Source organism: Bacillus suaedaesalsae, assembly GCF_016890225.1.
GTDB classification, from domain to species: domain Bacteria; phylum Bacillota; class Bacilli; order Bacillales; family SA4; genus Bacillus_BS; species Bacillus_BS suaedaesalsae.
In genome coordinates, this window is the sequence record NZ_JAFELM010000028.1 from 158,566 (window position 1) to 184,013 (window position 25,448).

Annotated in this window: 37 protein-coding genes; 7 read left to right on the forward strand and 30 right to left on the reverse strand. The window is 34.8% G+C overall.

Going from position 1 to position 25,448, the window contains the following annotated elements:
- Positions 1-84 precede the first annotated feature (84 nt).
- From JR050_RS09895 to JR050_RS09935, 9 genes are all read right to left on the reverse strand, one after another.
- On the reverse strand, positions 85-537 hold the full coding sequence (locus JR050_RS09895) for a pyridoxamine 5'-phosphate oxidase family protein (RefSeq protein ID WP_204203329.1): 453 nt from the start codon (positions 535-537) through the stop codon (positions 85-87).
- Positions 538-641: 104 nt separating this feature from the next.
- On the reverse strand, positions 642-1,481 hold the full coding sequence (locus JR050_RS09900) for an oxidoreductase (protein WP_204203330.1): 840 nt from the start codon (positions 1,479-1,481) through the stop codon (positions 642-644).
- 162 nt (positions 1,482-1,643) lie between these two features.
- Complete coding sequence (gene yiaA, locus JR050_RS09905; RefSeq protein WP_204203331.1) at positions 1,644-2,114, reverse strand: inner membrane protein YiaA; 471 nt, start codon at positions 2,112-2,114, stop codon at positions 1,644-1,646.
- 142 nt (positions 2,115-2,256) lie between these two features.
- Positions 2,257-2,793, reverse strand: a complete 537-nt coding sequence (locus JR050_RS09910) for a histidine phosphatase family protein (protein ID WP_204203332.1) — start codon at positions 2,791-2,793, stop codon at positions 2,257-2,259.
- Between the two features lie 12 nt (positions 2,794-2,805).
- Complete coding sequence (locus JR050_RS09915; RefSeq protein ID WP_204203333.1) at positions 2,806-3,075, reverse strand: hypothetical protein; 270 nt, start codon at positions 3,073-3,075, stop codon at positions 2,806-2,808.
- Between the two features lie 126 nt (positions 3,076-3,201).
- Positions 3,202-3,477 carry a hypothetical protein gene (locus JR050_RS09920; protein WP_204203334.1) on the reverse strand — a complete coding sequence of 92 codons (276 nt, stop codon included), beginning with the start codon at positions 3,475-3,477 and terminating at the stop codon, positions 3,202-3,204.
- A complete protein-coding gene (locus JR050_RS09925; protein WP_204203335.1) occupies positions 3,470-3,943 on the reverse strand; it encodes an NUDIX hydrolase in 474 nt (157 codons plus the stop codon). Before JR050_RS09925 ends, JR050_RS09920 begins: the two co-directional genes overlap by 8 nt.
- Before the next feature lie 99 nt (positions 3,944-4,042).
- Positions 4,043-4,246, reverse strand: coding sequence for a hypothetical protein (locus JR050_RS09930; protein ID WP_204203336.1), 204 nt, complete (start codon positions 4,244-4,246; stop codon positions 4,043-4,045).
- Positions 4,247-4,248: 2 nt separating this feature from the next.
- Positions 4,249-4,947, reverse strand: a complete 699-nt coding sequence (locus tag JR050_RS09935) for an aspartate/glutamate racemase family protein (protein ID WP_204203337.1) — start codon at positions 4,945-4,947, stop codon at positions 4,249-4,251.
- 136 nt (positions 4,948-5,083) lie between these two features.
- Here JR050_RS09935 and JR050_RS09940 point away from each other — a divergent pair, with 136 nt between their 5' ends.
- Complete coding sequence (locus JR050_RS09940) at positions 5,084-5,854, forward strand: GNAT family N-acetyltransferase (RefSeq protein WP_204203338.1); 771 nt, start codon at positions 5,084-5,086, stop codon at positions 5,852-5,854.
- A 20-nt stretch (positions 5,855-5,874) separates the two neighbouring features.
- Here the strand turns inward: JR050_RS09940 and JR050_RS09945 are convergent, their stop codons facing one another.
- Positions 5,875-6,294, reverse strand: coding sequence for an HIT family protein (locus tag JR050_RS09945; RefSeq protein WP_204203339.1), 420 nt, complete (start codon positions 6,292-6,294; stop codon positions 5,875-5,877).
- Between the two features lie 176 nt (positions 6,295-6,470).
- Between JR050_RS09945 and JR050_RS09950 the strand changes: the two genes are divergently transcribed.
- Entirely contained in the window at positions 6,471-8,153 is a 1,683-nt protein-coding gene (locus JR050_RS09950; protein ID WP_204203340.1) for a M3 family oligoendopeptidase, read from the forward strand.
- Between the two features lie 581 nt (positions 8,154-8,734).
- On the opposite strand, the gene JR050_RS09955 is transcribed toward JR050_RS09950, so the two are convergent.
- Entirely contained in the window at positions 8,735-9,787 is a 1,053-nt protein-coding gene (locus JR050_RS09955; protein WP_204203341.1) for a DUF4367 domain-containing protein, read from the reverse strand.
- Positions 9,759-10,322: a sigma-70 family RNA polymerase sigma factor gene (locus tag JR050_RS09960; RefSeq protein ID WP_239454252.1), complete on the reverse strand. Its 564-nt coding sequence runs from the start codon at positions 10,320-10,322 to the stop codon at positions 9,759-9,761. The genes JR050_RS09955 and JR050_RS09960 overlap by 29 nt, the downstream gene beginning before the upstream one ends.
- Before the next feature lie 172 nt (positions 10,323-10,494).
- Here JR050_RS09960 and JR050_RS09965 point away from each other — a divergent pair, with 172 nt between their 5' ends.
- The 3 genes from JR050_RS09965 to JR050_RS09975 are packed head-to-tail and all read left to right on the forward strand — an operon-like array spanning position 10,495 to position 11,618.
- A complete protein-coding gene (locus JR050_RS09965) occupies positions 10,495-10,866 on the forward strand; it encodes a group-specific protein (protein WP_204203342.1) in 372 nt (123 codons plus the stop codon).
- Positions 10,867-10,882: 16 nt separating this feature from the next.
- Positions 10,883-11,392 (forward strand): RNA polymerase sigma factor, encoded by a 510-nt coding sequence (locus JR050_RS09970; RefSeq protein ID WP_204203405.1) that lies wholly within the window; start codon positions 10,883-10,885, stop codon positions 11,390-11,392.
- Positions 11,379-11,618: a hypothetical protein gene (locus JR050_RS09975; protein ID WP_204203343.1), complete on the forward strand. Its 240-nt coding sequence runs from the start codon at positions 11,379-11,381 to the stop codon at positions 11,616-11,618. Before JR050_RS09970 ends, JR050_RS09975 begins: the two co-directional genes overlap by 14 nt.
- A 52-nt stretch (positions 11,619-11,670) precedes the next feature.
- Here the strand turns inward: JR050_RS09975 and JR050_RS09980 are convergent, their stop codons facing one another.
- The 4 genes from JR050_RS09980 to JR050_RS20685 all read right to left on the reverse strand — a co-directional run bounded on the left by JR050_RS09980 (position 11,671) and on the right by JR050_RS20685 (position 14,503).
- Entirely contained in the window at positions 11,671-11,985 is a 315-nt protein-coding gene (locus tag JR050_RS09980) for a hypothetical protein (protein ID WP_204203344.1), read from the reverse strand.
- Between the two features lie 128 nt (positions 11,986-12,113).
- Positions 12,114-12,863: an AAA family ATPase gene (locus JR050_RS09985; RefSeq protein WP_204203345.1), complete on the reverse strand. Its 750-nt coding sequence runs from the start codon at positions 12,861-12,863 to the stop codon at positions 12,114-12,116.
- Positions 12,864-12,915: 52 nt separating this feature from the next.
- The gene (locus JR050_RS09990; RefSeq protein ID WP_204203346.1) at positions 12,916-13,509 is read right to left on the reverse strand and encodes a hypothetical protein; all 594 of its coding nucleotides are present in this window, start codon (positions 13,507-13,509) and stop codon (positions 12,916-12,918) included.
- A 175-nt stretch (positions 13,510-13,684) separates the two neighbouring features.
- Positions 13,685-14,503, reverse strand: coding sequence for a DUF2935 domain-containing protein (locus JR050_RS20685; protein ID WP_204203347.1), 819 nt, complete (start codon positions 14,501-14,503; stop codon positions 13,685-13,687).
- A 199-nt stretch (positions 14,504-14,702) separates the two neighbouring features.
- Between JR050_RS20685 and JR050_RS10000 the strand changes: the two genes are divergently transcribed.
- The gene (locus JR050_RS10000) at positions 14,703-15,182 is read left to right on the forward strand and encodes a hypothetical protein (RefSeq protein ID WP_204203348.1); all 480 of its coding nucleotides are present in this window, start codon (positions 14,703-14,705) and stop codon (positions 15,180-15,182) included.
- Positions 15,183-15,248: 66 nt separating this feature from the next.
- Here JR050_RS10000 and JR050_RS10005 read toward each other — a convergent pair whose 3' ends face one another.
- From JR050_RS10005 to JR050_RS10030, 6 genes are all read right to left on the reverse strand, one after another.
- Entirely contained in the window at positions 15,249-15,614 is a 366-nt protein-coding gene (locus JR050_RS10005; RefSeq protein ID WP_204203349.1) for a hypothetical protein, read from the reverse strand.
- Positions 15,615-15,630: 16 nt separating this feature from the next.
- Positions 15,631-15,894, reverse strand: coding sequence for a hypothetical protein (locus JR050_RS10010; protein WP_204203350.1), 264 nt, complete (start codon positions 15,892-15,894; stop codon positions 15,631-15,633).
- Between the two features lie 118 nt (positions 15,895-16,012).
- Positions 16,013-16,576 carry an AAA family ATPase gene (locus JR050_RS10015; RefSeq protein WP_204203351.1) on the reverse strand — a complete coding sequence of 188 codons (564 nt, stop codon included), beginning with the start codon at positions 16,574-16,576 and terminating at the stop codon, positions 16,013-16,015.
- A gap of 70 nt (positions 16,577-16,646) precedes the next feature.
- A complete protein-coding gene (dnaN, locus tag JR050_RS10020; protein WP_204203352.1) occupies positions 16,647-17,774 on the reverse strand; it encodes a DNA polymerase III subunit beta in 1,128 nt (375 codons plus the stop codon).
- 122 nt (positions 17,775-17,896) lie between these two features.
- Complete coding sequence (locus JR050_RS10025) at positions 17,897-18,271, reverse strand: YhfM domain-containing protein (RefSeq protein WP_204203353.1); 375 nt, start codon at positions 18,269-18,271, stop codon at positions 17,897-17,899.
- A 16-nt stretch (positions 18,272-18,287) separates the two neighbouring features.
- Positions 18,288-18,728, reverse strand: coding sequence for a hypothetical protein (locus tag JR050_RS10030; RefSeq protein WP_204203354.1), 441 nt, complete (start codon positions 18,726-18,728; stop codon positions 18,288-18,290).
- Between the two features lie 912 nt (positions 18,729-19,640).
- On the opposite strand from JR050_RS10030, the gene JR050_RS10035 reads away from it, so the two are divergent.
- Positions 19,641-20,078, forward strand: a complete 438-nt coding sequence (locus JR050_RS10035; protein ID WP_204203355.1) for a cell wall hydrolase — start codon at positions 19,641-19,643, stop codon at positions 20,076-20,078.
- An 84-nt stretch (positions 20,079-20,162) separates the two neighbouring features.
- Here JR050_RS10035 and JR050_RS10040 read toward each other — a convergent pair whose 3' ends face one another.
- The 8 genes from JR050_RS10040 to JR050_RS10075 form a co-directional block, all read right to left on the reverse strand.
- Positions 20,163-20,777 carry a class I SAM-dependent methyltransferase gene (locus JR050_RS10040; RefSeq protein WP_204203356.1) on the reverse strand — a complete coding sequence of 205 codons (615 nt, stop codon included), beginning with the start codon at positions 20,775-20,777 and terminating at the stop codon, positions 20,163-20,165.
- Positions 20,761-21,639 carry a GNAT family N-acetyltransferase gene (locus JR050_RS10045; protein ID WP_204203357.1) on the reverse strand — a complete coding sequence of 293 codons (879 nt, stop codon included), beginning with the start codon at positions 21,637-21,639 and terminating at the stop codon, positions 20,761-20,763. Before JR050_RS10045 ends, JR050_RS10040 begins: the two co-directional genes overlap by 17 nt.
- A gap of 67 nt (positions 21,640-21,706) precedes the next feature.
- Positions 21,707-22,129, reverse strand: a complete 423-nt coding sequence (locus tag JR050_RS10050) for a YhfM domain-containing protein (protein ID WP_204203358.1) — start codon at positions 22,127-22,129, stop codon at positions 21,707-21,709.
- Between the two features lie 115 nt (positions 22,130-22,244).
- A complete protein-coding gene (locus tag JR050_RS10055) occupies positions 22,245-22,448 on the reverse strand; it encodes a zinc ribbon domain-containing protein (RefSeq protein WP_204203359.1) in 204 nt (67 codons plus the stop codon).
- Positions 22,449-22,548: 100 nt separating this feature from the next.
- Positions 22,549-23,040, reverse strand: a complete 492-nt coding sequence (locus JR050_RS10060) for a DinB family protein (RefSeq protein WP_204203360.1) — start codon at positions 23,038-23,040, stop codon at positions 22,549-22,551.
- Positions 23,041-23,108: 68 nt separating this feature from the next.
- Positions 23,109-23,738: a DNA-3-methyladenine glycosylase family protein gene (locus tag JR050_RS10065; RefSeq protein ID WP_204203361.1), complete on the reverse strand. Its 630-nt coding sequence runs from the start codon at positions 23,736-23,738 to the stop codon at positions 23,109-23,111.
- A 56-nt stretch (positions 23,739-23,794) separates the two neighbouring features.
- The gene (gene paaI, locus JR050_RS10070; protein WP_204203362.1) at positions 23,795-24,199 is read right to left on the reverse strand and encodes a hydroxyphenylacetyl-CoA thioesterase PaaI; all 405 of its coding nucleotides are present in this window, start codon (positions 24,197-24,199) and stop codon (positions 23,795-23,797) included.
- A 59-nt stretch (positions 24,200-24,258) separates the two neighbouring features.
- Complete coding sequence (locus tag JR050_RS10075; RefSeq protein WP_239454253.1) at positions 24,259-25,428, reverse strand: ABC transporter substrate-binding protein; 1,170 nt, start codon at positions 25,426-25,428, stop codon at positions 24,259-24,261.
- Positions 25,429-25,448: the final 20 nt, after the last annotated feature.

The window sequence follows — 25,448 nt, forward strand, 5'->3', positions numbered from 1 at the left end:
TTCGCAAGTTGTTCGGGTTTAGATCGCATAATTAAAAATCGGGAGCATTTCTCTAAACTAAAAAGGTGCCTACATGGCACCAGTCTACTTCAAATATTCTGTTAATAGTTCATTAACTTCATTGTCTAGCTTTTCAATCAGCTTAGGATCGTACGTTTTTTCGTAAACGGGCTCTTGAACAATTTTACCACCATAGAAAATTGCGTCTTCTACTTCTTTCACATCAACTGTAATCACACGGTACTTCATTGATTTTTCTTCTACGTCAGATACGGTTGCGATTCCTTTGATGGAATAGTAGCTTTCGTTTGCGATCACACCAAGTGTAATCTTTGGGTTGTTTTCTAGGTTTGTAATGCTTGAGCCTTTATGACCTGTTGCAATGGCAACCTTTTTTCCGTCTTCACTTGCTTGTACCCATGATACGGCACTCACTTGTGGTTCACTATCTGAAGTAACCGTTATCATTGATACGATCACTTCTTTTTTTAAGGCTTCGACAAGATAATCTGGTAATGTTTCAAAACTTTTTGGCATACCTAACGCTCCTTATGATGTAAATATTTCCTCTTAGTACTTATCTATGCATAGTATACCCTACACGTTTCTACAAAGAAACCAATTTGTCTTCTTCTATGTGTTTACTTTAGTTTCTGTAAAAATATACTCTCCCAAATTCTCCATGGGAGGCTATTTTTCAACGTAATTCCTGTTTTTACACCTTTACCGACCGGGTATCGTAAATCTGGAGAAGGAAGACTTGCAACTTTTACAATCGTACTTGCAACTTCTAGAGGATTCCCATAGTTTGCTTCATTCTGCTTTAAATGATCTTCAATTTTTTTCATTGTTTGAAAATAAGGTGACGTTTTTTGCAATGATTTTTCAGCTACCTTTTTTCCTGTCGACCAAATATTCGTTTGAAATGAACCTGGTTCTACAAGTGATACATTCACTCCAAACGGTTTCATTTCAAGGCGTAATGATTCACTCCAACCTTCAAGAGCATGCTTTGATGCGATATAAGGTGATAATCCTGGAAAGCCTATTCTCCCACTAATACTACTCACATTTATAATGTTCCCAAACCCTTGTAATCTCATTATTGGCAAAACAGCTTGTGTAACTTGTATCACACCAAATACATTCGTTTCGAATTGCTCGCGATACTCTTCTATTGGAATTTCTTCTACAAATCCTGCTCCAGCATATCCTGCATTGTTGACTAGTACATTTATTCTCTCAAACTGTTGTACATACTTTTGGAAGTTTTGAACAGACTCAGCACACGTTACATCTAATTGGGATATATGAATCAGGTCTTCTAGACCTTTTACTTGAGCCTGTTCTATCAATACTTTTCCCTTTTCCACATTCCGCATCGTCGCCAACACGTCATATCCATGTTTCGCAAACTCCAGGCACGTTAACAAACCAAAGCCACTAGATGAGCCTGTTACGATGGCAAGCTTCTTTTTCAATTAACTCTCCCCTTTATGTAAACCTCTATTCATAAACAATGTTACTAGTTCCTGATTCAAAAATGAGCCTTATGTAAAACACAAAAACATTACTCCTGACATGAAGTAATGCCCTTAATCCTTTTTTCATTTTTACAAAGCTATTTCACAACCTAGATTTCTTTACTCTCTTTCTCTAGCCCTTTGAGCATCTCTAATATTTTTTTGAACTGTTATGGCTGCAAATACACTCAATACAAATGCCATCGCATAAAATCCTTTTTCACTTAATACAATACTTCCTGCATTGTATAAACCAATTGTGATCAGTGAAATAGATACAATAAATGCGAACCAACTAATACCATAATAAATACTAGTAACCGGGATTCCCTCATCTTTATCTCTTACTGCTTTTTGTAATGATACAGCGGAATAAAGCCCGAATACTAAAACTGCAAAATAATACCCTTTTTCGTTCAATTCCATCGATGCATTAAACAAACCGATGAGATATGCAGCAACTCCTACTAATAGCGCTGCCCAAGAAGCACCTTTAAAGGCAGCAGTCGGCTCTCCTTCTTTCCCCTCTACCTTCATTTTCAAATCATTTTGTTTACCTTTTTCTATTACAACCTCATTATCATTAGACATTGATGTCGCCTCCAACTTTTCATTTATTGACTATTTAAGATAAATTTGATTTCCATAACAGGTGTACAAAATCGCAATGTAAATATTGTTACTCGATTTCCCTTCATTTTTATACACTTGGTGGGAATATTATTCTTGTTAATTATTTTGCCTTTGAGAAGTCGTACACATTATATTCACCATTATTTGAAGAAAATCGCAAAATATTTTTGTCTTCGGGTATTCCGTTAAAAAATGCACCCATGCACCCTGTTGTACATAGGTGGCCCGCTATTAATATGTTTACCTCTTGACCACAATACTCACTTTCTAAATCTTTCATAAAGTTAAATACTCTATGTAGAAAGGTTGAAATATCCTCTATTCCTTTATATACATTAGAATCAGGTAACGGACCATGCATCTTGACTTCTTCTTTCTTTAAACGATCTGCTTCTCCTAAATCAAACACATCAAGACGCGCATCTTTTATAGCATCCTTCTTAGAAATCAATTCTGCAGTTTGTACTGCTCGTTCTTGTGGAGATGAGAAAACATGGTCAAATGAAATGTGACCAAGTCTTTCTCTTAAAAGAATAGCCTGTTTTATTCCGACCTCATTTAAGGACTCGCCAAAACGCCCTTGCAATCTACCTTCTTTATTCAAATCGGTTTGTCCATGCCTTACTACATAGATCATAGGTTCCTCCTCTTATTCAAATAGCTTAATCTGATACAACAATAACTGAAAGATGAAGAAAGAAATAACAGGAATTACTGAATGTATAACTACATAGATTAAGACTCCTTGAATCATCCCCTCTGAAACAAGCCCTTGCAAACTCCCTGTCATAAGAAAAGGAATTAAGATACTCAAAGATAAGCTAAGTATTAACTTTACCCCTCTTCTTTCCACTGCTTTTCCTTCAAGAAAACACCCTACGCTGATTAACACTAAAAGTCCCATTAATATAAACGTCATGCTAACACCTGCTATTTTAATAGAATTGAATGTATGGATGGAGCCAACCTACAATCTTAATTAATGTAATTTCTTTAACCTTCTATAGATAGAGAGCTAGTAAATCCTCTATTATCTATAAAAACTTCATTCTGTTTTCCTAGCTTGTTTTTCAAGGAGTTGTTTGAATTGTTCTTGTGCTTTTGGATTATGCGTTAAACGTTTTACACGCCTCTCACTTTGCAGGTACAAGCGCACATTGCGATTAACGTTAAATAAACGACGATATCTTTCATTTTCATTGATCTGTAAAAACCAATCGTATTGTTTTAACCCTTCGATATGTTTATCTATTTTTCTCGTATCTAAACTCACTTTGCCGGAATAGGCTGCTTCTAATAAAGATAGGATAAAATCAAGCATTGTAACCCCTCGAATGAATCATCTCCATATACTCTTCTATCATTTTACGGTGACTGCCTATCATTTTCTCAGGAAATTCTTCTGGTTGGAAAAAATCAACTTTAATTGATTCCTCCAGGTCAACGACCAATCCACCCGAGAAATCCTTTGTATAGTAAGCTGTTGTTACCACATAAAATTCATCACCATTTTCAGCTTTTATAAATTGGTCCTGACCAGAATAGACATTCAGTAATTGTAGGTTTTCAACATATAATCCCGTTTCTTCAAACACTTCGCGTTTCGCTACCTCTTCGGTTGATTCTCCTAATTCCATTAGTCCACCAGGTAGTCCCCAAACACCATTAGGGAATTTTCTCTGTTGAAGGAGTATTCTCCCTTGCTCATCTGCAATGATGACAACAGAACCTACAAAAATTAATGGTCTGTGGCCGACTAGTTTTCTTAATTCTTCAATATAACCCAAACGTCTTCCTCCTATTTTCTTGGTACGTATCCCAGTATTTCTTTCGTTTCTTTGTCCATATATAGTGTTACTGGTCCTAGAAGGACATCATCACTTGTTTTAAACGAGATCACTAAAGTCCTCTTGGTCAATCATAAAATCTTCTTGTTTTTTAATCTCATAAACATTTGCTCGTTTCCAGTTTTTAATAGATACCCGAGTTGGTTCTTCTAAAGATTCATAAGCAATTTGGATTTCATCTGAATACTCGGTGTTACATGCTACTAAAATAAATAATAATAAAATGCTTATTAGCTTCTTCATACCTATTCATTCTGTCTAAACGCATGATTTACTGCCTCAATCGCATGAATCATTGTTGTATCAAACAACGGTATATCTGTGTGTTTTTGTTTTACTAACAATCCAATTTCTGTACAACCTAATATGATGCCCTCTGCTCCCTCATCAACTAGACGATTAATGACTTTGAGATAGTACTCTCTTGACGATTCTTTTATTATTCCTAAACATAACTCTTCAAAAATAATTTGATTTATTATTTCTCGTTCCTCTAATTTTGGAATAACAGAATCAATTCCATTCAATTGTAATCGAGATGTATAAAAGTCCTGTTCCATTGTATATTTCGTTCCGAGTAACCCAACTTTTTTCAAACCTGATTCGTTAATCTGTTTTGCTATTGTATCCGCAATATGTAGTAATGGGATGTTTATTTTTTGTTCAATCACATCACTCACTTTATGCATTGTATTCGTACAAATAACAACACAGTCCGCACCTGCCAGTTGCAAAGAATAAGCAGCATTTGCTAAAACCTCACCAGCACGATTCCATTCTCCTTCTAGCTGATATCTTTGTATTTCTGCAAAATCAACACTATACAATATACAGTTAGCTGAGTGTAGTCCTCCGAGCTTTCTTTTCACTTCTTCGTTCACAATTCGATAATACTCAGCTGAGGATTCCCAGCTCATTCCGCCAATTAACCCAATCGTTTTCATAAAAATCCCTCTTTCCATAAGATGTAGTTTCTACAATATTCCACATTACTTAATAGATTCCTCCTACCCTTCAAATAAAGGAAAATACAAGTTACATGTAGAATCCTAATAAAATGTCAACTTAGGAGGTATTATCTTGAATAAACAACAATTACTTGATATTTATACAAAAGAACAGCGTATAGAAGCCAATCATCCCGGATGGGAGCGAATTGTGACAGAACACACCGTTCGGAATGTCTCTATGTTTGGAGAAAAGGGATTTGTTATCTATTCAAACTTAAATAAAGAAAATGTACATGCAATCATTGATCAAGAGATACAGTACTTCAAAAGCATCTCTCAAGGGTTTGAATGGAAATGCTATGACTATGATCAACCTGATAACATAAAGGATATCTTAATTGAAAAAGGATTTACTGTGGAAGATCCTGAAGCTTTGCTAGTATTAGATATTGAATCTAAGAAAGACTTACTAGCCATGAACATTTCACCTGAAATTGTCAGAATCACTGACGACAAAGGCATTGATGGTATTGTTTCGCTTGAAGATGCAATCTGGAATGAATCACATGCCGAACTTGGAGAAAGGCTGAAGCGTGATTTGAAGGATGACCCTGAAAATCTCTTGATTTATGCTGCAATAATTGACGGAAAAGTTGTGAGTGGTGCTTGGATGTACTTGCATGAAGGAACTTCGTTTGGAAGTCTTTGGGGCGGTTCAACTCTTCCGGAATACCGAGGAAGAGGCATTTATACGTCCTTAATCGCCATTCGCGCTCAATATGCGTTGAAAAAAGGCTATAAATTACTAACGGTTGATGCAAGCCCTATGAGTGCCCCTATTCTTCAAAAACGTGGATTTGAATTACTTGCTTATTCATATCCTTGTAACTCACCAGAATAAACGATGAGTCGTGAAAGGTTTTAGTCCATTTCACGACTCTTTTTACGTTCATTTACATTACTTTTAAACAAATGACGAATTCCTTTTCCCGCTAACGGTTCATCCTCGAATCTAGGAATGACATGGAAATGGGCATGAAATACGTGCTGTCCAGCAACATCCCCACAATTCCACCCTAGGTTATAGCCTTGTGGTTTATGGGATTCATCAATGTATGCCTTCACCTCATGAAGAAGTGAATATGTGGCATCCCATTCCTCACGTGTTAAATCAAACGCTGTTTCTCGATGTTGCTTTGGAATAATTAAACCCGAACCTTCTAAAATACTCCCTTTTATTTGAACTGAATCAAGTTGAATAAATATACAATGTTCATTGCTAAACAGAATATTTTGGTCAGGAACCAGCTCTAAATGACAAAAAACACAATCTTTATGCATGATTTTCTCCTTTGTTTTGTTAAAAATATAATTCTATTAAACTCTCTACATTCCTCCTTTACCCAGACAATTACTTTTGGGAGTAATTTATTGTTAATCCAAGAGTAAATAAACATTGCTTTATAACGGAATTATATTTACTATTAAAAGTAACAATGAAGAAAAGAGGGATTATAATGTCTAGTTTGGAGCATTCTTTAGCATTAGATATGAATACATATGAAGATGAATTTACACAATTACTTCAGAGGTTTGAGTCCTCAACGTCCTACATAGAGCAACAACAGTACTTCGAAGAAATAAATCGTCACCGCTTTTACTTCGAAGCTTCACTAAACTTTGCGAGATTACAGTATTACCTTGAACTAACTAATGAAAAACACAAAGAAACATACCTATACCTTACAAAATTAGAACCACGCTATTTACAGCTTGTGACGTCATATTACCGTACAATTCTTAACGCTACCTACCGAAACGGATTAGAACAACACTATGGCAAGCAATTATTTCTACTAGCAGAAATTAAACAATCCTCCTACTCCAAAGAAGTCGAAAAAGAAATTAATAAAGAAAATCAATTACTACTAGAATATAACCAACTACGTGCTAGCGCCAAAATTAATTTTCAAGGCAACACTCTTAATCTATCAACTATTACACCCTACTTAACCAACAATGATCGCGAAATCCGAAAACAAGCTCACCTTGCTAAAAGTGAGTTTTATAAAGAAAATGAAGATAAATTTGATCAATTATTGGATGAGCTTGTTAAAATAAGACATTCGATTGCAACAAAGCTTGGTTACTCCTCCTTTGTCGAACTAGGATACCATCGAATGAATCGTACAAGTAATAATTCTGAGGATCTAAGAATTTATCGTAACGAAGTGAAAACCGTTGGAGTCCCGTTTATTTCAAAACTAAAGAAAATGCAGCAACAACGAATTGGAGTAAAGCAGCTCAAGTATTATGATGAGAATTACGTCTTTCCTAATGGATTACCCAAGCCACAAGGAACAGATGAAGAAATTATGTCTCTCCTCCATAGGATGTTTACAGAGTTATCACCTGAGACAAAAGAATTTTTTGAATACATGATAAGCAAAAATTTAATGGATACAGAATCTAGAGAACATAAAATAGGCGGAAATTTTGCGACTTTTATTAGCAAGGATCAATTACCTTTTATTTTTACGAACTTTCATGGTACTTCAAATGATATACGCGTTTTTACTCATGAAGCTGGTCATGCCTTCCAGTTTTATATGTCTATACATTGGAACATACCAGAATATTTGATACCTTATGACTCATGTGAAATTTTTTCGTTTGCTATGGAGAGATTGACATGGCCGTGGATGGAGCTTTTCTTCGGAGAAGAGACAAATCTATACAAATTCTCACACTTAACCAATGCCTTTATGTTTATGCCAGTTGCTAGTGTAATTGATGAGTTTGAACATTACTTGTATGAAAATCCAACAGCATCCATTACTGAACGCAAACATACATGGAGGAAATTTGAAAAAGAGTACCTCCCAGAACGAGATTATGATGATAATGAATTTTGGGAATCTGGAACAAGTTTTTACGATTTTGCTCATTTATTCTTATCACCGTTCTATTTTATGGATTATGACCTAGCTCACTTTCTCTCTGTTCAACTATGGGAAAAATCTCAAACAAATCCAAATGAGGCGTGGAAATGCTTCCTAGAAATGTGCCATCACGGTGGTCATCATTCTTTCAACGAACATATAAAATCTGCAAAACTATACTCTCCTTTTGAAGAAGGTAGCTTAAAACAATTACTAAGCTCCGTGGAAAAATGGATCGAGCAAAATAAGATAGATTAAAGAAAAAAACTGGGACATAACTTAATAAATCATCCTCAAAGGGCAATAATATCTAAATTATTCTACCCATTAAATAGTATAATTTTTTCCGCATACTTTGATTTATTAATTAGTTAAGCTGGAAGAACAAGTTCGTTCCATTGCGCTACAGACACTCGCTTTCCGCGGGGAGGAAGCTGATGGTTATTTTCACTATCGTGAAAAAACCTACCTCCTCGCCTGCGCCTGCGGGGTCTCAGCCTTTCCTCTACTTCCCGCAGGAGTCGAGTGTCTTCCACTCCATTCCACTAGTTTTTAAAAATAGTAAGCAAAATCAAACAAATCTATTGAAAGCAACAAATAAAGACCCTAACGAATAGCTGAAAGATTCATTAAAATATCACCTAATCGTTCCGGTTTATCAATGGCTGAAATACTTATGTTCCAACCTCTTTTTGCTACAAATTGCACTCGTTTGGTTCAAAATATTAGCATTACATCAAACTTAAATTTGTATTCTAACCCAAGTCTAGTAACACGAAATGATTAGTAAGGTTGGGGACCTTTTTTATTTCACGTATATAGACAAGTTTAGGAAAAGTTTACTTAAAAGACTCAGCAATTTTTATCATCGTTTCTTTTGAAAGCCTTTCATTTGAAGTGAATAAATAGGAAACATCTTCTTCAATCCATTTTACGACTACACCTTCCATATAGAGGCCTTTATTACCATTTATACTAATTACCTGATTACTATTTCTCCCTTCATCATGGAAAAAAGCATCAGGATCTGCAGTATCCGCACTTATGGTAAAAAGCACACCATCCTCTCCATTAAGTTGAATCACTACGTTTTTTGGGGCATATGGATTATTTGGATTACCTTCAACTATTTCATGTCCAATAATTTTAACAGGGAGTTTACTTGGTAGTTCATGTTCTATTCCTCTTTTCTTCAATTCAACAGCTATACCCTCATTATCATAATCTACCAGCTTTAGATTACTATCCAGTAAGTAATCCTGATTTTCGTCCGTTGGTGCATCACGAATGTATAGGATGACATCACCATAAACTTTTTCATCTAGTACGACTTTAAATTTCCAAAAACCACTGAGAGGTGCACTAGCAAATAAAGTATATCGTTGTAAACTATCGTAACCAGAAGAAGGTTGAGTAATAGTAGTGGGAGGCTGAATGGTTATCTGTAAACCACTATCTTTATGGGTTGCATATATGGCCATTTTTTTCCCGTTAAATGTTTCAAATGATTCTGTGAAACTGAAGATATATCCGTATGATTTTTTGGCAGTAAGTGCAGGATCTGGCAGGATCTCGAATAATACCTTATTTTCCTTCACAAACTCATTTCGCGGCTCCCAATCTTCTTTAACTGTTTCTAAATTTGTTCCTCCATGAGAGGATTCCGGATTCGATGTGAGCTTATTTATTTCAACGATTAAGAAGATCATGGCTAACGAAATGGTTATAGGAGTAATTGCAAAAATCAAATACCTTTTCACCTTACTAGGCATCATCCGGTCTTTCGCAAGTATAGCTTTTTTTATCTTAGATTTTTGAAATTCAGTGAAATGTCTTCCCTTATGTGTTGTAGAATTCATTGATTTACGTAAATTTATTAGCTTTTCCTCCATTGCCTTCACTCCTTTCCATTATTACTTTCAATTTTTCTCTACCTCTATTTAACCTAGTTTTAATAGTATTTTTATTTAACAGCAGTAACTCACTTATTTCCTCAATTGATAATTCCTCATAATAATAAAGTGTAATCACTTCCCGATATTTAATTGGCAACGATAAAACACTTATCGATAAAAGCTCTTCATCACTTTGATAAATCAAGCTCATTTCTGGTGTTAGTTCCTTTGCATGAAAAAAACGGAACAGATTTGAATCGTGTATCACTCTTTTCATATATAAACTCTTTAGAGTATCTTTACATTTATTAATCGTAATTTTATAAATCCATGATTTAAAATAGACAATCGTATCCATATTTTCAAAATGATGATAGCAAGTAATAAATACATCCTGTACAACATCCTCAGCTAAGTTCCAATCCTTTAAGTAGTTGTACGCCAGCTTGGTAAGTCTTTCCCCATACTCATCCATAATCTGTTCTATCCATGCATCCTTTCTACCAACATACTCACTATTGGTTTCTTTCAATAGAACTCACCTCTTTTCTGTTAATGCTATGACGATTGAGAATTAAATCGGTTTCATTTTTTTTAAATCCTCCTGACAGTTTACTAGTGTTAATAAGTGAAACTACTCAAGTGAACCTTTCACCCGTCTCATTTGTATAGTTAGTAAATATGTTTAATTGGAGATGGTACAAATGAACACAGGATGGATTGTTTCTCTAATTGTTGCAGGTTTCCTAATGATTTTTATTTTAGCAATTGCGATTCCAATGGATCGAAAGCACATTGTGCGTGAAAATGGTAAAATTAATTATAAAAAAACGAAAGTATATTTAAGATGGAATGTGTTTGATACACTTACGATTGTATTAGCAATCTATTCAATTATTTGTGTACAAATCCTAAACTTTCTAGTTTCTAGTGGTGAAACGGTTGAAAACGTTTATGTGCAATTTTTTACAAACCAATCACAAGTGTGGACTTTAGTATCCATCATTTATTTAATTGGGAGAGTATCCATGACTTTAAAATCAATAAAGGAACGCTGGGGCGATGATATTGAGTAATCGTGAAGATGAATGGATGATAGCTTTTCAAAATGGGGATGAAGAAGCTTTAGGAAGAATTTACACCTTACTAAAACCTTCTTTATATTCGTTTATCTTTCGTTATACAAGAGATGAGCAGTTAAGTATTGATATCGTTCAGGATACCTTTGTCAATCTTCAGCGTTATAAGCATGGCTTTAATCCAAAACATGGGAAGCTAAAATCATACACATTTCAAATAGCCTATCGATTAATGATTACGAAAATAAATCGTCGCAACAAATTGAGGAATCTTCTTCCCTTTCTGGCACCAATTCAAGTTAAAGACATACCACATTCAGAAAGAATGACAATTCGAGAAGCGATATCTCGTCTTCCTGAAGTACATCGTGCTGTTATTCTACTTTTCTACTATCATGATATGCCCCAAGAAGAAATCGCGAAGATTCTTGGAATTCCGATAGGAACTGTTAAATCAAGACTACACACAGCGATCAAAAAGTTAAAAGAAGAACTGGAGGGAGACGAATATGGACTCCTTTAAGAAGGAACATCATTTGCAATCAAAACTGAACGAATATCATGTTGACATCCCAGATTTCCCTATGAAATCAAACAAGTGGATTCGATTTATAAGTTTTCTAGCCTCACCTACAAAAGATCCGTTTGAATCAATCATTTCAACATCAGGCGGAATAATGTCGCTAAAAATTGTTCCCCTTATTGGAACTGCTGCTATCGCATTACTACAAGTGTTCATTCTACTGTAAACACAATAAGCTGTATGGTTTTGTATCTCTCGGACACAAAGCCATACAGCTTTTACTTATTTTTTTCTAGGTACACAAACACATCTTCTTGCTCAAGACTCGTTGATGCCAAAAAGACCTTCCAGCCCTTTAATCGACTTCCACATTGAAATACATGCTCTTCTTCAACCGAAGTTACTTGAAAACTATGTTCTTTACTTTTACACCAATCAATTTGAAGATACAACGTATTCTCACCTGGCTCAAGTATATAGTTGAATGTTTCTCCGTTTTTTATTTTTCCAATTTCTTCACCATTCAGGAAAACGGTATAACTTCTCATCTTATTAGCAAACTGAGAATCTCTTTTTATTGTTAATTTGGCCATTTTCTACTCCTATTCTCTAATTTTTTTAGACTATAAAATACTTATGAACTGATATGTATACTTAGTACCGATGAAGTTCGGACTAAAAATCCACCAAGTAGAACAAACTCCTTCGAGAACTTGCTCATTCACTTACCTTCCTCCTCATCTTCCCGAAATAGTTCATAAAGAAACCGCTCTCTTCCCGTCAGAAAACTTAGTGTTAATTGATAATGCTCTGTTTCCTCATATGAAGTCCTCTTCACGGGACTTTGATTAAAGTCATAAATATCCGCATCCGGATATCCGAGTAGGATTGGAGAATGAGTGGCAATAATAAATTGTGCATCACCTTCACTTACTAGATCATGAATCACCTTTAAAAAAGCTAACTGGAGAGCAGGTGATAGTGCGGCTTCCGGTTCGTCTAAAAGGTAGATGCTTCTCTCCCCAAAGCGATTTGTAAATAGTGATAGAAAAGCTTCACCATGTGACTGTTCATGTAACGACTTCCCACCATATGCACCATAATTAAATAAAGGATCTTCCTTCGCTAAATTATCCAGATAGGTAGCAAAATGATAAAAACTTTCCGCCCTTAAAAAGAACCCATTATTGATTTTCGGTAGCCATGATAGTCGGATAAATTCCCCTAAGTCAGACGTTGATGATTCTACAGAGTATAAATCGTTCTTTCCCCCGCCAGCATTATTGAACCCACACTGATAAGAAATTGCTTCAAGCAATGTTGATTTTCCAGAACCATTTTCCCCTACGAAAAATGTTACTGGTTTTGTAAACTCTAATGAGTCAAATTCTCTAATACTCGGAATACAGAAGGGATACTTCTTATAATTATGTACTTTTTCCTTCAATAACGTTAAGCCTCTTAAATACAAACCGCTGTTCCTCCTTAGGGGATTTCTCTTCGGCTTCCAAGCTAGTTAAAATTTATATTGCAAACTCAAAATCAGTTTCCTTATTAAAGGGACCTTTTATTTCTGTAAAGACAATTTTATATTTTGAACGATCCTCTGGCAATGGTGGAGATACAATGTAACGATAGGACATATGACCACTTGACCCTCCCCCACCTTCATTGCGACAATCATATTCAGTCTCGCCTACTATAGACATTTTATAGAAAGAGTGATCGCGATGCATTTCTTCTTCTGACACTTGTCCTTTATCAATGGATAAATGTACGACACTGACATTCTCAAACTGACTAATAAACGGAACTGAATAGAACACATCTCCTTTTTCAAATGATCCTAGAATTGGTATATTTTTCACAAATCCTTTTGGTTCAACAAATGGTTTATATAGTTCTTCATTTAAAAAGTGGGAAAAAACTCCATTAAGGAAATCTTCATAAAAATGATATTTTGCCGACCATGACGAAATTAAATGTTTATGTGGAAATCCAGGGTTATTATTTGAAAGCTCTTTTCTCTGTTTGATTAACTTGCAGATTTTCTCATCAATTTGTTCTATTTTCTGATCATAATGATCTGTTGGTGGTTCAAATGGTAATCGCTTCAAAACTTTCTCCCCCTTATAAATTTAAAACTAGCTTAACATAAAATGGAAATAACATGTAGAAGGCGTGACCAAAAGAAAGAGTTTTATAGCCCTAAATGAAAAGGGCGACCTTCATCTTGAAGAGTCGCACCATTTAATAGAAAGTTACAATATTCTTTGTATGAATGAAGTATACCTAAGAGGAGTAGGATATTCTTCGCAAAGAGCATTCGGCTGCCGATCCCTGTAAGGAAGGCGCATAATAGCTTAATTTTTTTATAAAGTAACAAGTTTCAGGAAAATGATGTTCTAGAAAACGCAATGTAGTCTTATTTAACAGCTTATCTTCCCGATATTTAAGTACCATCGAATAGATAAATTGACTCATTTCTAATGTTGTTTTCCCAACATCTAAGGCAAACTCATTTTGTCTTGGAAATCCTGGTTTCTTAAATCGTAAATAACCTTTTAAATGATGATTTTGTACGATGAATGTTTGATATTTACCAATATACTGATCTGTTTGCCTTGAAGCAACTGCCTCAATTGGGTCTAGCATGTTTTTAAATAAGACTGCATGCCCAAGTTGATCCTCTAACCATAAATCCATTAAGTCAACTAATGGCAGTGGTACTGGCTGTTGGCCTCTTGTTAAGTATGATAAAATCCTTAAATATTCTTGGTTTTCTGCTAATGTACCGTTCATATAGGTTGGAGACAAGTTTAAATTAACTTTGTTATCAATGCGAAGTGCCTGTAGAGTTCCTTCAAATTCAAAGTATCCTTTTGCAACAGTCCATGCTCTATTCGAAAATTCCATCATAGTAGGATCACTATGGTCATTCGTTGGTGCTATGCTGTTTAAATTTTGTAACAAATCGTTGAATAAATGGATATATTGCTGGGCAACTCTTATATATTCCTCCTCACTTACTGATAAATGATCCCTTATAAAATAAGCATGATCCTGCAGAATTTCTAACCAAAATAAATGCTCTTCCCATATTGATACCACTTCCTATTCCCCCTTCCATTCTCTTTTAAAGTTTATTGTTCAAGTAATGAGAAATGAACAACAAAATCAAATAGTTAAACAGATGAGATCTTCGTACGGTGGAAAGCCAGTACCTGTAACGGAAATAAATAAAGTTATTACATAAAGCTTCAGAAATTGGGGAAATTATACATACAAATAACTGGAAAAGGAAGATTCAATGAAAAATAATAAGTTATTAATTATGTTAATGACGATTCTACCTTGGCTTAGTATCCCACTACTAGGACTGAAAACGTTTAAACGATATCTTCCAGGTGTAATTTTTATGAGCTTATACCTTCTTGCTGAGGGTAGATTAGCTGAAAAAAGAAAATGGTGGTGGTTTCCATATCATGTAAAACCGAATGTACTTGGAGAACTTCCTTTAATTCTTGGACCTTTTTTTATAGGATCAATTTGGATAATGAAATATACGTTTGGTAAGTTTAAACTTTATATTTTCGTTAATCTTATAATCGATTCTCTATTTACCTTCTTCACCTTAGATATCTTTAAGAAAATGGGCTATGTCACTCTTGTTAGATTATCAAAATTCCAACTATCCATTGTATTCCTCTTAAAGACATTTGTTTTATATGGCTTTCAGCTTTTCTATGAGAGTATTTTAACAAAACGAGTTAAAACAGTAGATGAATAAACCACATGACAAATAATAAAGAGTTAAGGTGTATATTCCATAACTCTTTATTATTTGTACACTCCTTCAATCTGTAAATAATTCTTTCATCTCCTGTTGAATTACTTGTATATCTTCAATCAAAACTTCTTTCTCTTCATTTTGGGGTGTTATCTTGATTAACAGCATCTCGCCGTTTTCAAATGTGATAAGTTCGTATGTTTTAAAATCGATACCAGCAGTTGTCAAAGCTTGAAGTTTTGCAAATTCATCTTTAGAAAAACTTCCTTTTCTTCCTTCAGAAAATAATGAAGTAAAACTTTCGTAATCTTGATGCGCGATTGCTTGCTTTAATAACAGTGCTGTATTCTCCGGTGAATTTGGTTGCACCTTTTGAGTACAACCTAAAATAACCGATAACATAAGGAAAATAAATAAGATGCGCAACTTCAATATCAATACCTCGTTCCTACATAAATGTTCCAACAGTCGCAATGACGATACATGCGATAACAAAATAGCCAAAGCCAACTACTTTATCTTTTGAGCCTAATATCTTTTTATAAATTTTGTTAGATGCGTAAAACACTGCAATTAGTACATTAAATAAAATGAGAATCGCTATAAACTTATTTAGATCATACTGTTGAATATCTATTAAATTAGGAATCAAAAAAGCCGTTGTAAACGATAATAAATCACTTAAATATACTTTTCTTTTTTCAATAGACAATTTTTCTCCTCCATATTTTTCGATTTATATATAGTTTCACTAAAAAAGTGCATGAATCCTTCTTGATTCATGCACTTTCTAAGAAATACTATTATTCTCTATTAAATCTGGCTAAAAATCAGGGATGACGCTTCAAACTATTAGACAGTTTCATAATTTCTTGAATAACAAAACTCATTTCCTGATCATTTTTAATGACAAACAAATGGTCTGCTTCACCCTCAACTGGATCATCAACTTTATCTTCCTGTTGACGTATCAGCACGTTCTCAAAAGTAGTGACACTTCTAAATATGGTGGTACTACGCCTACTCTCTTTAACTCGACCTTCAAGAACAGCATCTGGAATATCAAAATGAACAAGAATGCGCGTGAATTGATCTTCGGGGTATAATTCTTCAAGTAAATACTCCCGATCTTTTCGAGTTCGATTAGAATTGCAAATAATGAAGTGTAAATTAGTCTGTTCCTTCGCATAGGTAACGATGAGTTTTGAAATGGAATGCTTTAACGTGTTTGGTCCTTGCTTCGGTTCAATTTTTTTGTAATAGGTATGAATAAACTCCGCGTGGTTGTCTTGATCCATTACAAACGAGTTTTCAAGTTTGTCTTCTAGCATTCTTGCAAAAGTAGTCTTCCCGCTATGTGTTTTTCCTACGGTTATGATTACTAATCTTTTCATATGTATCTCCTTAAACATTTTCCTTGTTTACTATAATTTTTATTATGTTTATTAGCATTAGTTTCACACACTATGACCTTACAGGAGAAATGAGTTGCAGTTGAGTATCATTTCCAACCGGAAGAATTAAAATCGGTCTCATCGTCCCGTTAAAACATAGTTTAACTTCCTCATCCCGGATTGCTTTTAAAGCATCCATCATAAAGTTTCCATCTAAAGAGATCGTTAAATCCTTAGCCCCTGAAATCGTTTTTACATGTTGTATTTCCTCAATTTGCCCCATTTCCGAGGAATTAGAGGAAATCCTTATTTTGGATTCGTCTGTGATTTGAAACACGATATTATTGTTTTTCCATTCACTCGCAAATAAACTAGCTCGGTCTATCCCTTTAAGAAGTTCTCTTGTATCAAGAGTCAAAATAGTGCTTGTATCTTCTGGAATCAATCCTGCTACATTAGGATATGTTCCATCTATCAATCTTGAATAGAATGATAGATTGTTAGATTTAAACATGATATTATTCTCTGAAGTATAAATCTCTAAATTTGCCTTATGACCACCAAATAACTTTGAAAGTTCGATTAATGATGAGCTTGGGACAATGAATGATCCTCTTAATGGTGACTTCATTCGATATTTTCTTAAAGCTAACCGATGGGAATTAGTTGCTACACAAGTTAATACATCTTCTTCAAAGGTAAAATTCACCCCAGTTAAGACAGGTCTAGTTTCATTCTTGGACGTAGCGAATACTGTATCCTTAATAATTCCAATTAAATCCTCGCTACTCATAGTAATTGAATGATGTACATCAAATTTAGGTAACTCTGGGAAATCACTTCCATCAATGCCGTTCAATTTTGTTGTAATATCCCCCGATTTAATCGTTACGGATTGATTGTCACTTACTTTTATGTAAATATCATACGGTAATTTTTTGATAATATCGCTTATGTACTTGGCTGAAACTACTACCCTACCAGGTGAATATACCTCTATCATTTTATTTCCTTCACCTATTAGTGGCAGAGTTCTTTCAATAGCAATATCACCATTACTCCCTACAACTGTTATTCGATCAGGTTGTGCGATTATTTTTATCCCAGATAATAGAGGAACGGTCGTTTTAGTTGAAACAGCTTTACTAACATCACTGATCGCTTTATTAAAATAATCATTATTTATCTTAAATTCCATATAACTTCCTCTTCCTTAAACGTGATTTATCAATCTCCACTATCTTATAAAATCTTCTATTCTAGCATAACCTACAAAAGAGAAAATGAATGATCAACATATAATCGTGAAATATGGGTTTCTTAATAAACTATCTGATTCTTAAGAAACAGTTTTTTCATTTCATTAGTTGAACTTTCGGTCAGCGTATATAAAGTATGTGTATCTTTCATATCCATTATGGCCCAAACTGACTCTTCATTCGTATCAATCCATAAAAAATAACTTACCTCCTCCATTGAAATCATAAATGGAGCATCCATCATATTTACAATACCCGGTTCTTTCACTGCAGAATCGATGGCATGAATGATCGCTTCTATGTCAGTAGTATCTGTCAACACTACCTTGCTATTACTATTATTAGATAGCTCCTGAATCACAACTTCTTTAACTTGATCTGTTGAACAAGCTACCATTAAGAAAAAAACTGTAAAAACCAATATTACCCTAACCATTTTGACCACCCCATTATTAATCTTGTACAGTACTAATTTCTTGTATCTTGTAGTGTGTTTGTCTTTTCTTTTCAGCACTTACTTTTTCTTCTACGATAATTTCAAATGCATTAGAAAGTATTTGTTCTGTTGTCAGTAATTCGTCTGGGAGGAAAATTGTTTCAGTTATTAACACTTCCTGCCCTGCTTCAATGTTGAATAACTTTCCATTTTGAATAGGAGCTATTCTATAATTGAGAGCATTTGCCCATTCATTCTTGGTATTTACAATATACAAATAAAACTCCGCTTTCTCGGATTGGTTATTTTTTATGTATAAATTAAACTCAATTCTATTCTCATCATAAAACCATGTTAGATGGCTTTTTCTATCGTGCAGTTCAAGTTGGCTTTGAGAGCAACCTACAATGTAAAACATGACCGCAAATACTATGCCAATTTTAATACCTCTCATCATCAATTTTGACTCCTCTTGGTAAAATACACGTTAATAAAGTGACAAATGACTTTATCTTTCTCTATAACTTTTTTGTATCTGCCATATTTTAGACATGACAAAGCATCACCTTATACATATTTTACCACATAATAGTTCTCAACAATTGACACTTTTAAGTAATAATTTCACTTTTCAGAAATTACTCAATAAAAATAAAGGGCTCTTTTCGTAAAGATTGTTGCTATTTGGATAGCTCTGTTAAAACATTGAGTTGATTGGAGCGGAAGGCACTCGACTCCTGCGGGAGATAGAGGGAATCGTGAGACCCCACAGGCGAAGCTGAGGAGGCTCACGTCCCTCCCCGCGGAAAGCGTGTGCCTGAAGCGGAAATCAACGGACCAAAAATAAATTCTTTTTTTGTAAAAATAGCAACAAAGTATGCGAAAACAGCCAAATAAAAAGAGGATAATAATGCAATCATAATAATCGCTTAAGCAATCCTTAAATTTGTAACTTACATTAATCGTTGTATATCTGCATCTTGTATTGAATCACCAGTAAGTACAAAGAATACTTCCTTATTAAAAACTTTTTCAAGTGTGTTCTTCTATTGATTGCTACTAGGTCCCCATATACTGTGTTATCAGCAATAATAACAACTTCCATTTCCATTTCAACTTCATCACCTACCTTTACAATAAAAAGTGTTTGTTTGTTATTAAATATTTGTTGTGATACTTACCTCTTTATTAAAAATCCACTATTTAGTAGATAATTTGCTGTTAATTTCCGAATAAGAGTGAATACAAGTAATAGGCGCAAAAGCTATTTAAAACTACTCGTGTATCATTCACCAAATTGCATATTTCTTTCTGAAACTGAACATTTTTATGGGTTTTCCTTAATACACTTCTGATAGAGGTGAGAAAATTGGCGAGAGTTAAATATACTGACAGTGATATCGATTTAATGGCAAGGATGATGAGGGCTGAAGCAGAAGGGGAAGGCCGCCAAGGGATGCTTATGGTTGGAAATGTTATTGTAAATCGATTAGCAGCAAATTGTGGAGATTTTGAAGGATTAAGATCGATACGGCAAGTAATTTATCAAGTGCAAGGGGGGAATTACTCATTCGAAGCAGTACAAAAAGGAAATGTGTTTTATAACCCTGCAAGAAGTGTAGAAAAGAAATTAGCTAAACAAAACTTAGACTTTTGGAGAGAACATCCATCCAAGTACGCTCTTTGGTATTTTAATCCTTATGCAGCATGTCCACCAACATGGTACGGCCAACCGTTTGCGGGCCAATTTAAACAACATTGTTATTATGAGCCACAGGCAAATACTTGCGAAGGTGCTTACAGATAATAAACAAATGATAATGCTCCCCAATCTACACAAAAGGATTGCTCCTATTGTTGCATAAGGAACAATCCTTTTCGTTTTTATAATTTATTTCCTTAAGATCATAGATTGAAAATGAAATTTACCACCTACCACGTCTTTCGGAACAACGGTAAAATACTCAATAGTAAAATACTCGCTTACGAGCTGCTTTATCCCCTCATCTTCAAAGAAAGAGAAAAATCGTTTTGGCGTATAAAAATCATCTTCCCAAATTCCTTCAGAGTTTTCTCCACCATATACCCCCATAAAGAACAAGCCAGTTGGTTTTAATACCCTTTTAATTTCACTTAAAACGTCACTTATTTGATCCTTTGGAACATGTAGAAGGCAATTCATCGCCCACACGGAATCAAAATAATTGTCTGGAGCATCAAGATTAGCAAAATCCATTACCTTTGCATCTAGCCCTTTTTCCTTACACAATCTGACCATCTCAGGAGATAAGTCTGTACTAATCGTGGCTAAGCCATTCTCATTGAAGTACAAGCTATCTTTTCCTGGACCGGCTCCTATTTCTAATAAACTATATAACCTTTCCTTTTGAAGCATTTGTAGAAAAACTTCACGTTCTTTTGCCTTCCACTTCGAAACTTCAAACGTATCTCTTTCTACTGCTTTATTGTTATACGAATCTGCCATATGATTAGTTAAACTGTTCATCTGTATACCCCTTTCTTATTGAAACAGGAATTAATTTTGCATCGCAATTTTTCTCATAAAATTCAATTGGTCCTGCTTGTCCAATGACTGCGTACTCATATCCAAGTAATTTCATGTTATGTAATGATTGATGTAACAGCATTCTCCCGATTCCATTACTTCGGCCATTTCTTGAAGTTCCCATTGGGCCAAACAAACCTTTCTTATTCCTAACAACATCATAACAAGAAAAGCCGATAATTCCTCCATTCAACTTTGCAATTATAATAGGTATCTCCGTTTCATATTTAAATCCATTGTTTACAGCCCCAATCCATCTTGTTCCGAACTCAGATAACACAAACTGACATAGAGAATCATAATCTTCTTTCTTCACTCTTCGAATCTCTACTTTGCTATCTTGAACATCATTTTGATTAAAATCAGAAAGTCTGACTGTTAAATCTCGAGGAACGGAGGTAAGAGATAAGATATCCTCTTTCATCTCTTCTGTAATAAAAGGAATGTTATAATGCTGCATAAGAGTTGCAAGTAAGTGTCCTTCATTGATATATATTTGATTGTAGCGGAACATTTCTTCCTGGGCTTTCTTGAAAATTTCTAGTGTATCCGTAGAAAACTTTGCCCCATTTATTAAGTATGATTCTTTCTCCTTTCCATCGTTTTTAGCACCTAAAATATTTGAAGTGAAATTACTGCCTAGCACTCTAGTTAAATATAAATAAAGTTCTCCGCATACCCCTGTACCCTCTATGGTTGCTCCTATAAATAAATGCACAGGCTCTACCGGGTTAGGATATGATATTTTATCTGACAACGTTATAATTCTTTCCATTCTAGGTGAGAACCTAAATTGACACAACTCATTTCCCCCTTTCAAAACCACCTAATATTCAACTACCTTCACTACTAAAGCAGACCTTTTCCTTTTATTCGCCTAAGATTAGTTCTCTTAGCTTCTTTGTGTTTTTCACAGAAGTTTTATACGTTCCTCCGTCTTCAACCAAATATGATAATATTGTGTCTTCACCTTCATTACCAAGCCAAATATGGATCGCATGTTTCGGAAATTGATCTCCATATGAAACAACTACGTCATAATCAGGTTCTTTCATTGGAATATCATTTTCGTTCATCACCGCAAATGTAATAACTTTTTTCATAACGTTGATTGATTCATTATCATCAAGAACAAGAAATATCTCTTCATTAACACTTCCCATACCTTTTGATTTAGAGATTTCAATCTTCTCTATTTTTTCATCCAACAATGACATCGTATCAGTTTGATTGGTACAACCTGCGACAATCAAACTGCCTAAAAATACTAGAAAAACAACACATACTCTCATTACCTTACTCCTACTTTCACTTCATTTATTATTATTTAATACAACAAAAAAGCTCTACTTCCTGCTTTCAAGTAGAGCAATGTCCAAAAAGTTATTTTCATTTAAGATTCAACCTTTAACCGAAAAATAAATCTAGTATGTTAGAAGATGTAGAAGATTGTTTATTATAGAACTCTGAATAACCACAATTCTTGCAGTACACGACGATAAATTGGTTATGCTGGATATCAAACATTTTTGATAAGCCCGTACCTGTCATGGCTACCTCTTTTTTCGCAGCATCTTGACTGCCACATTTTATACAGCCTTTTCCCGACATAATAGTTCCCTCCCCAATTACTTTTCTTACTGTCGTATACGTGCTTCATTCATAATTGGTTGCATTTTTCCCCAAAAAAATTTCTATAATACGGAGCATTCTATTCAATCACTGCCAAATCAGTATCTGGCGGTTCAAATCCTAACTGTCTCGCCATCGTTACAATTTGTCCTTTATGGTGAAACTCATGTGTCTCAGCATGTGTGATAAGCCATAACGGTGTTGTCTTCCACGGTTCCGCTTGCCATTTAACGTTACCTGAAATGTTCATCGTCCATTCACTTGAATATTTTTCAATAAAAGTCTGTACAATGAGGTCTACCTTGTCAAAACGTTCTCTTACCCAGTTCACATCAGCATTTTCTATTTCTTCCTTTGTGGCAAAAGAAAGCCCCTCTACTCTCAATCCAAAAGTTCCTAGCCAGTATTGATAGCAATCAGCAACATGAATATGAGTATTGATAATACATCCAAAACCAAAATTGGGCACAACTTCATGTAACACATGTTTCGGTAGTTGTTCTAAAAACGAAAGTAATACATTTCTTGTATTTTTTATATAATCATATTGAACTTTTATACTATCACTCATTTTGATTCTCCTTTATTCTGAGATATGTATCGTGGTAAATTGGGTAATTCCCCTCAATAATGAGTTATCTACAATTCAATGAATGGTGCCTTTAATAACCCACGGTTCACTGCTTCCCATAGATAAAGTGATGCCACCGAGTTAAATGGATTCCATTTCTCAAAATAATAAGAAAAGTCTACTTCTTCCTCATTATACAACCATTTAATTGCGTTTTTAATACTCACATCTTGAGGTGACAAAGTATTCAAACGACCTAATGAAAAAATGAGAATCATCTCTGCCGTCCATTTTCCTACACCTTTAATTTTCGTAAGTGTTTGTATCACCTCTTCATCATCAAGTAAATGAATCGTTGAAAAATTGATTTCACCCGATAAATGCTTCTCTGTTAAATCCCGTAAGTAGGTAATCTTTGAACGAGATAAACCTGCCCCTCGTAATACATCATCTTCGATTCCACTTAATTTGTTTGGATCAAGATTTCCCCATACACCTTCTACCCTTGTAAAAATGGTCTGCGCCGCTTTTAATGATAGCTGTTGTCCTACAATTTGCTTTACGAGCGAATTAAAATAGTTTGTCTCAAGTATAAGTTCAATAGTTCCAATATGTCTCACAAGCTTTAATAGATGGGAATCATTCTCTGTTAAAATTTTAACTTCATCACTTTCTAACGAAAATTTTAACGTGTCCATTTCATTCTCCTTAATCAATAGAAAATACAAAAGAAGTAGAATATATATCTACTTCTTTATGCAAACTGCTCCTTCTTACGATATACCATTCCTTCAAGGGATGCTAGTAGATCTCCATCTTGGTTCATTACGACCATTCGATATAATCCAAGTTTCGGATTTTTTGTAATTTCTGTTGCAGTTGCTGTAAGCTTATCTCCAAGCTTTCCCGCTGTCATATAGTTGACGTTAACGTTTATACCCACCGCTGTTTGACCGTAAGAATTACTCGCAATTGCAAATGCTACGTCAGCTAATGAAAAAATCACACCACCATTTGCTGCACCGTGAAAGTTAAGCATGGAGTCCTGAACGGTCATTGTGACCTCTGCAAATCCTTCATTCAAATCTACTACTTCAATACCTAGAAACTTTGCATAAGGGTCAGCCTGTACTCTATCTAAAATATTCTGTTTTAACATAGAATCATCCCTTTCTATCAAAAGGGCATTTATCCAAAAAGAATAAATGCCCTAAACCATTATTTTTTGAACGTCCATTTTCCGTTTTTCACTTCAGCAAGTACCATACTGTCTGCTTTCAAACCATTATGATCATTTGCACTAAATGTAAAAGTCCCTGTTGCCCCTACATAATCTTTTACATCATTTTCTAAATAATCTCGTATTGATTCACGGTCCGTTGCTCCAGCCTTTAATGCTTCTACAATTAATTGAAGGTTATCATACCCATAAGAACCAAAGTTGGTAGGCTCACCTTTGTAGGCAGCCGTATAGTCATCATAAAATTCCTTGATTACTTTATACTGTGGGTCATTCTCTGGGATTTGCGTTGGGAATAGAAGTTTTCCTGTCGGAATGACAACACCCTCAGCAGCATCACCTGCTAAATCTAAAAATGCTTGGTTAGCAATACCGTGACTTCCGATATATGGCATATCCATTCCAAGTTCTTTCATATTCTTTGCAGCAATAGCTGGACCTGGGTTAGTTCCCCAAACGATAACAGCATCAGCACCAGATTTATTTATTTTTGTTAACTGAGTTTTCATATCTGCATCATCTGTATTATACGATTCGTTCGCAACAATTTCGATTCCATATTCACCCTTTAACGCTTCTAATTGTTCCACACCACTTGCGCCATAAGCATTTGAATCAGCCAAAATTGCCACTTTTTTCATACCTGAATCTTTCATGTACATATAGATTCGTTCAACAGCATGAGCATCGGAGTGTGGAGTTTTAAATACCCATTTTGACTCTTCAGCTGGAGATACAATTGCTACACTTGCACCAGCAGAAATGACTGGTACTTCATTATCCAACGCTATACCTTTCATCGCTAATGCTGGACCACTAGTTGTTGTACCTAATACAGCAAGTACATTTTCGTCATTAATAAGACGATTCATTTCCTCCACAGCTTTCTCTTGTGTTGATTCATCATCTGCTAAAATAACTTCAATTGGTATACCATTAATTCCACCGTTTTCATTAATCTGCTTAACAAGTAATTCAGTTGCATTCCATTCTGGTTCACCTAGAGGACTTCCCGGACCTGTTTTGGAGTAAATGGCACCTATCTTATAGACTTCTGGATCACCTTCTCCTCCTGATTGCGAACTACATCCAACAATTCCGAAAACAAACAAAATCATTGTAAAAATAGATAAAAGCTTTTTACTCAACTTACTTACCCCCTTATTTC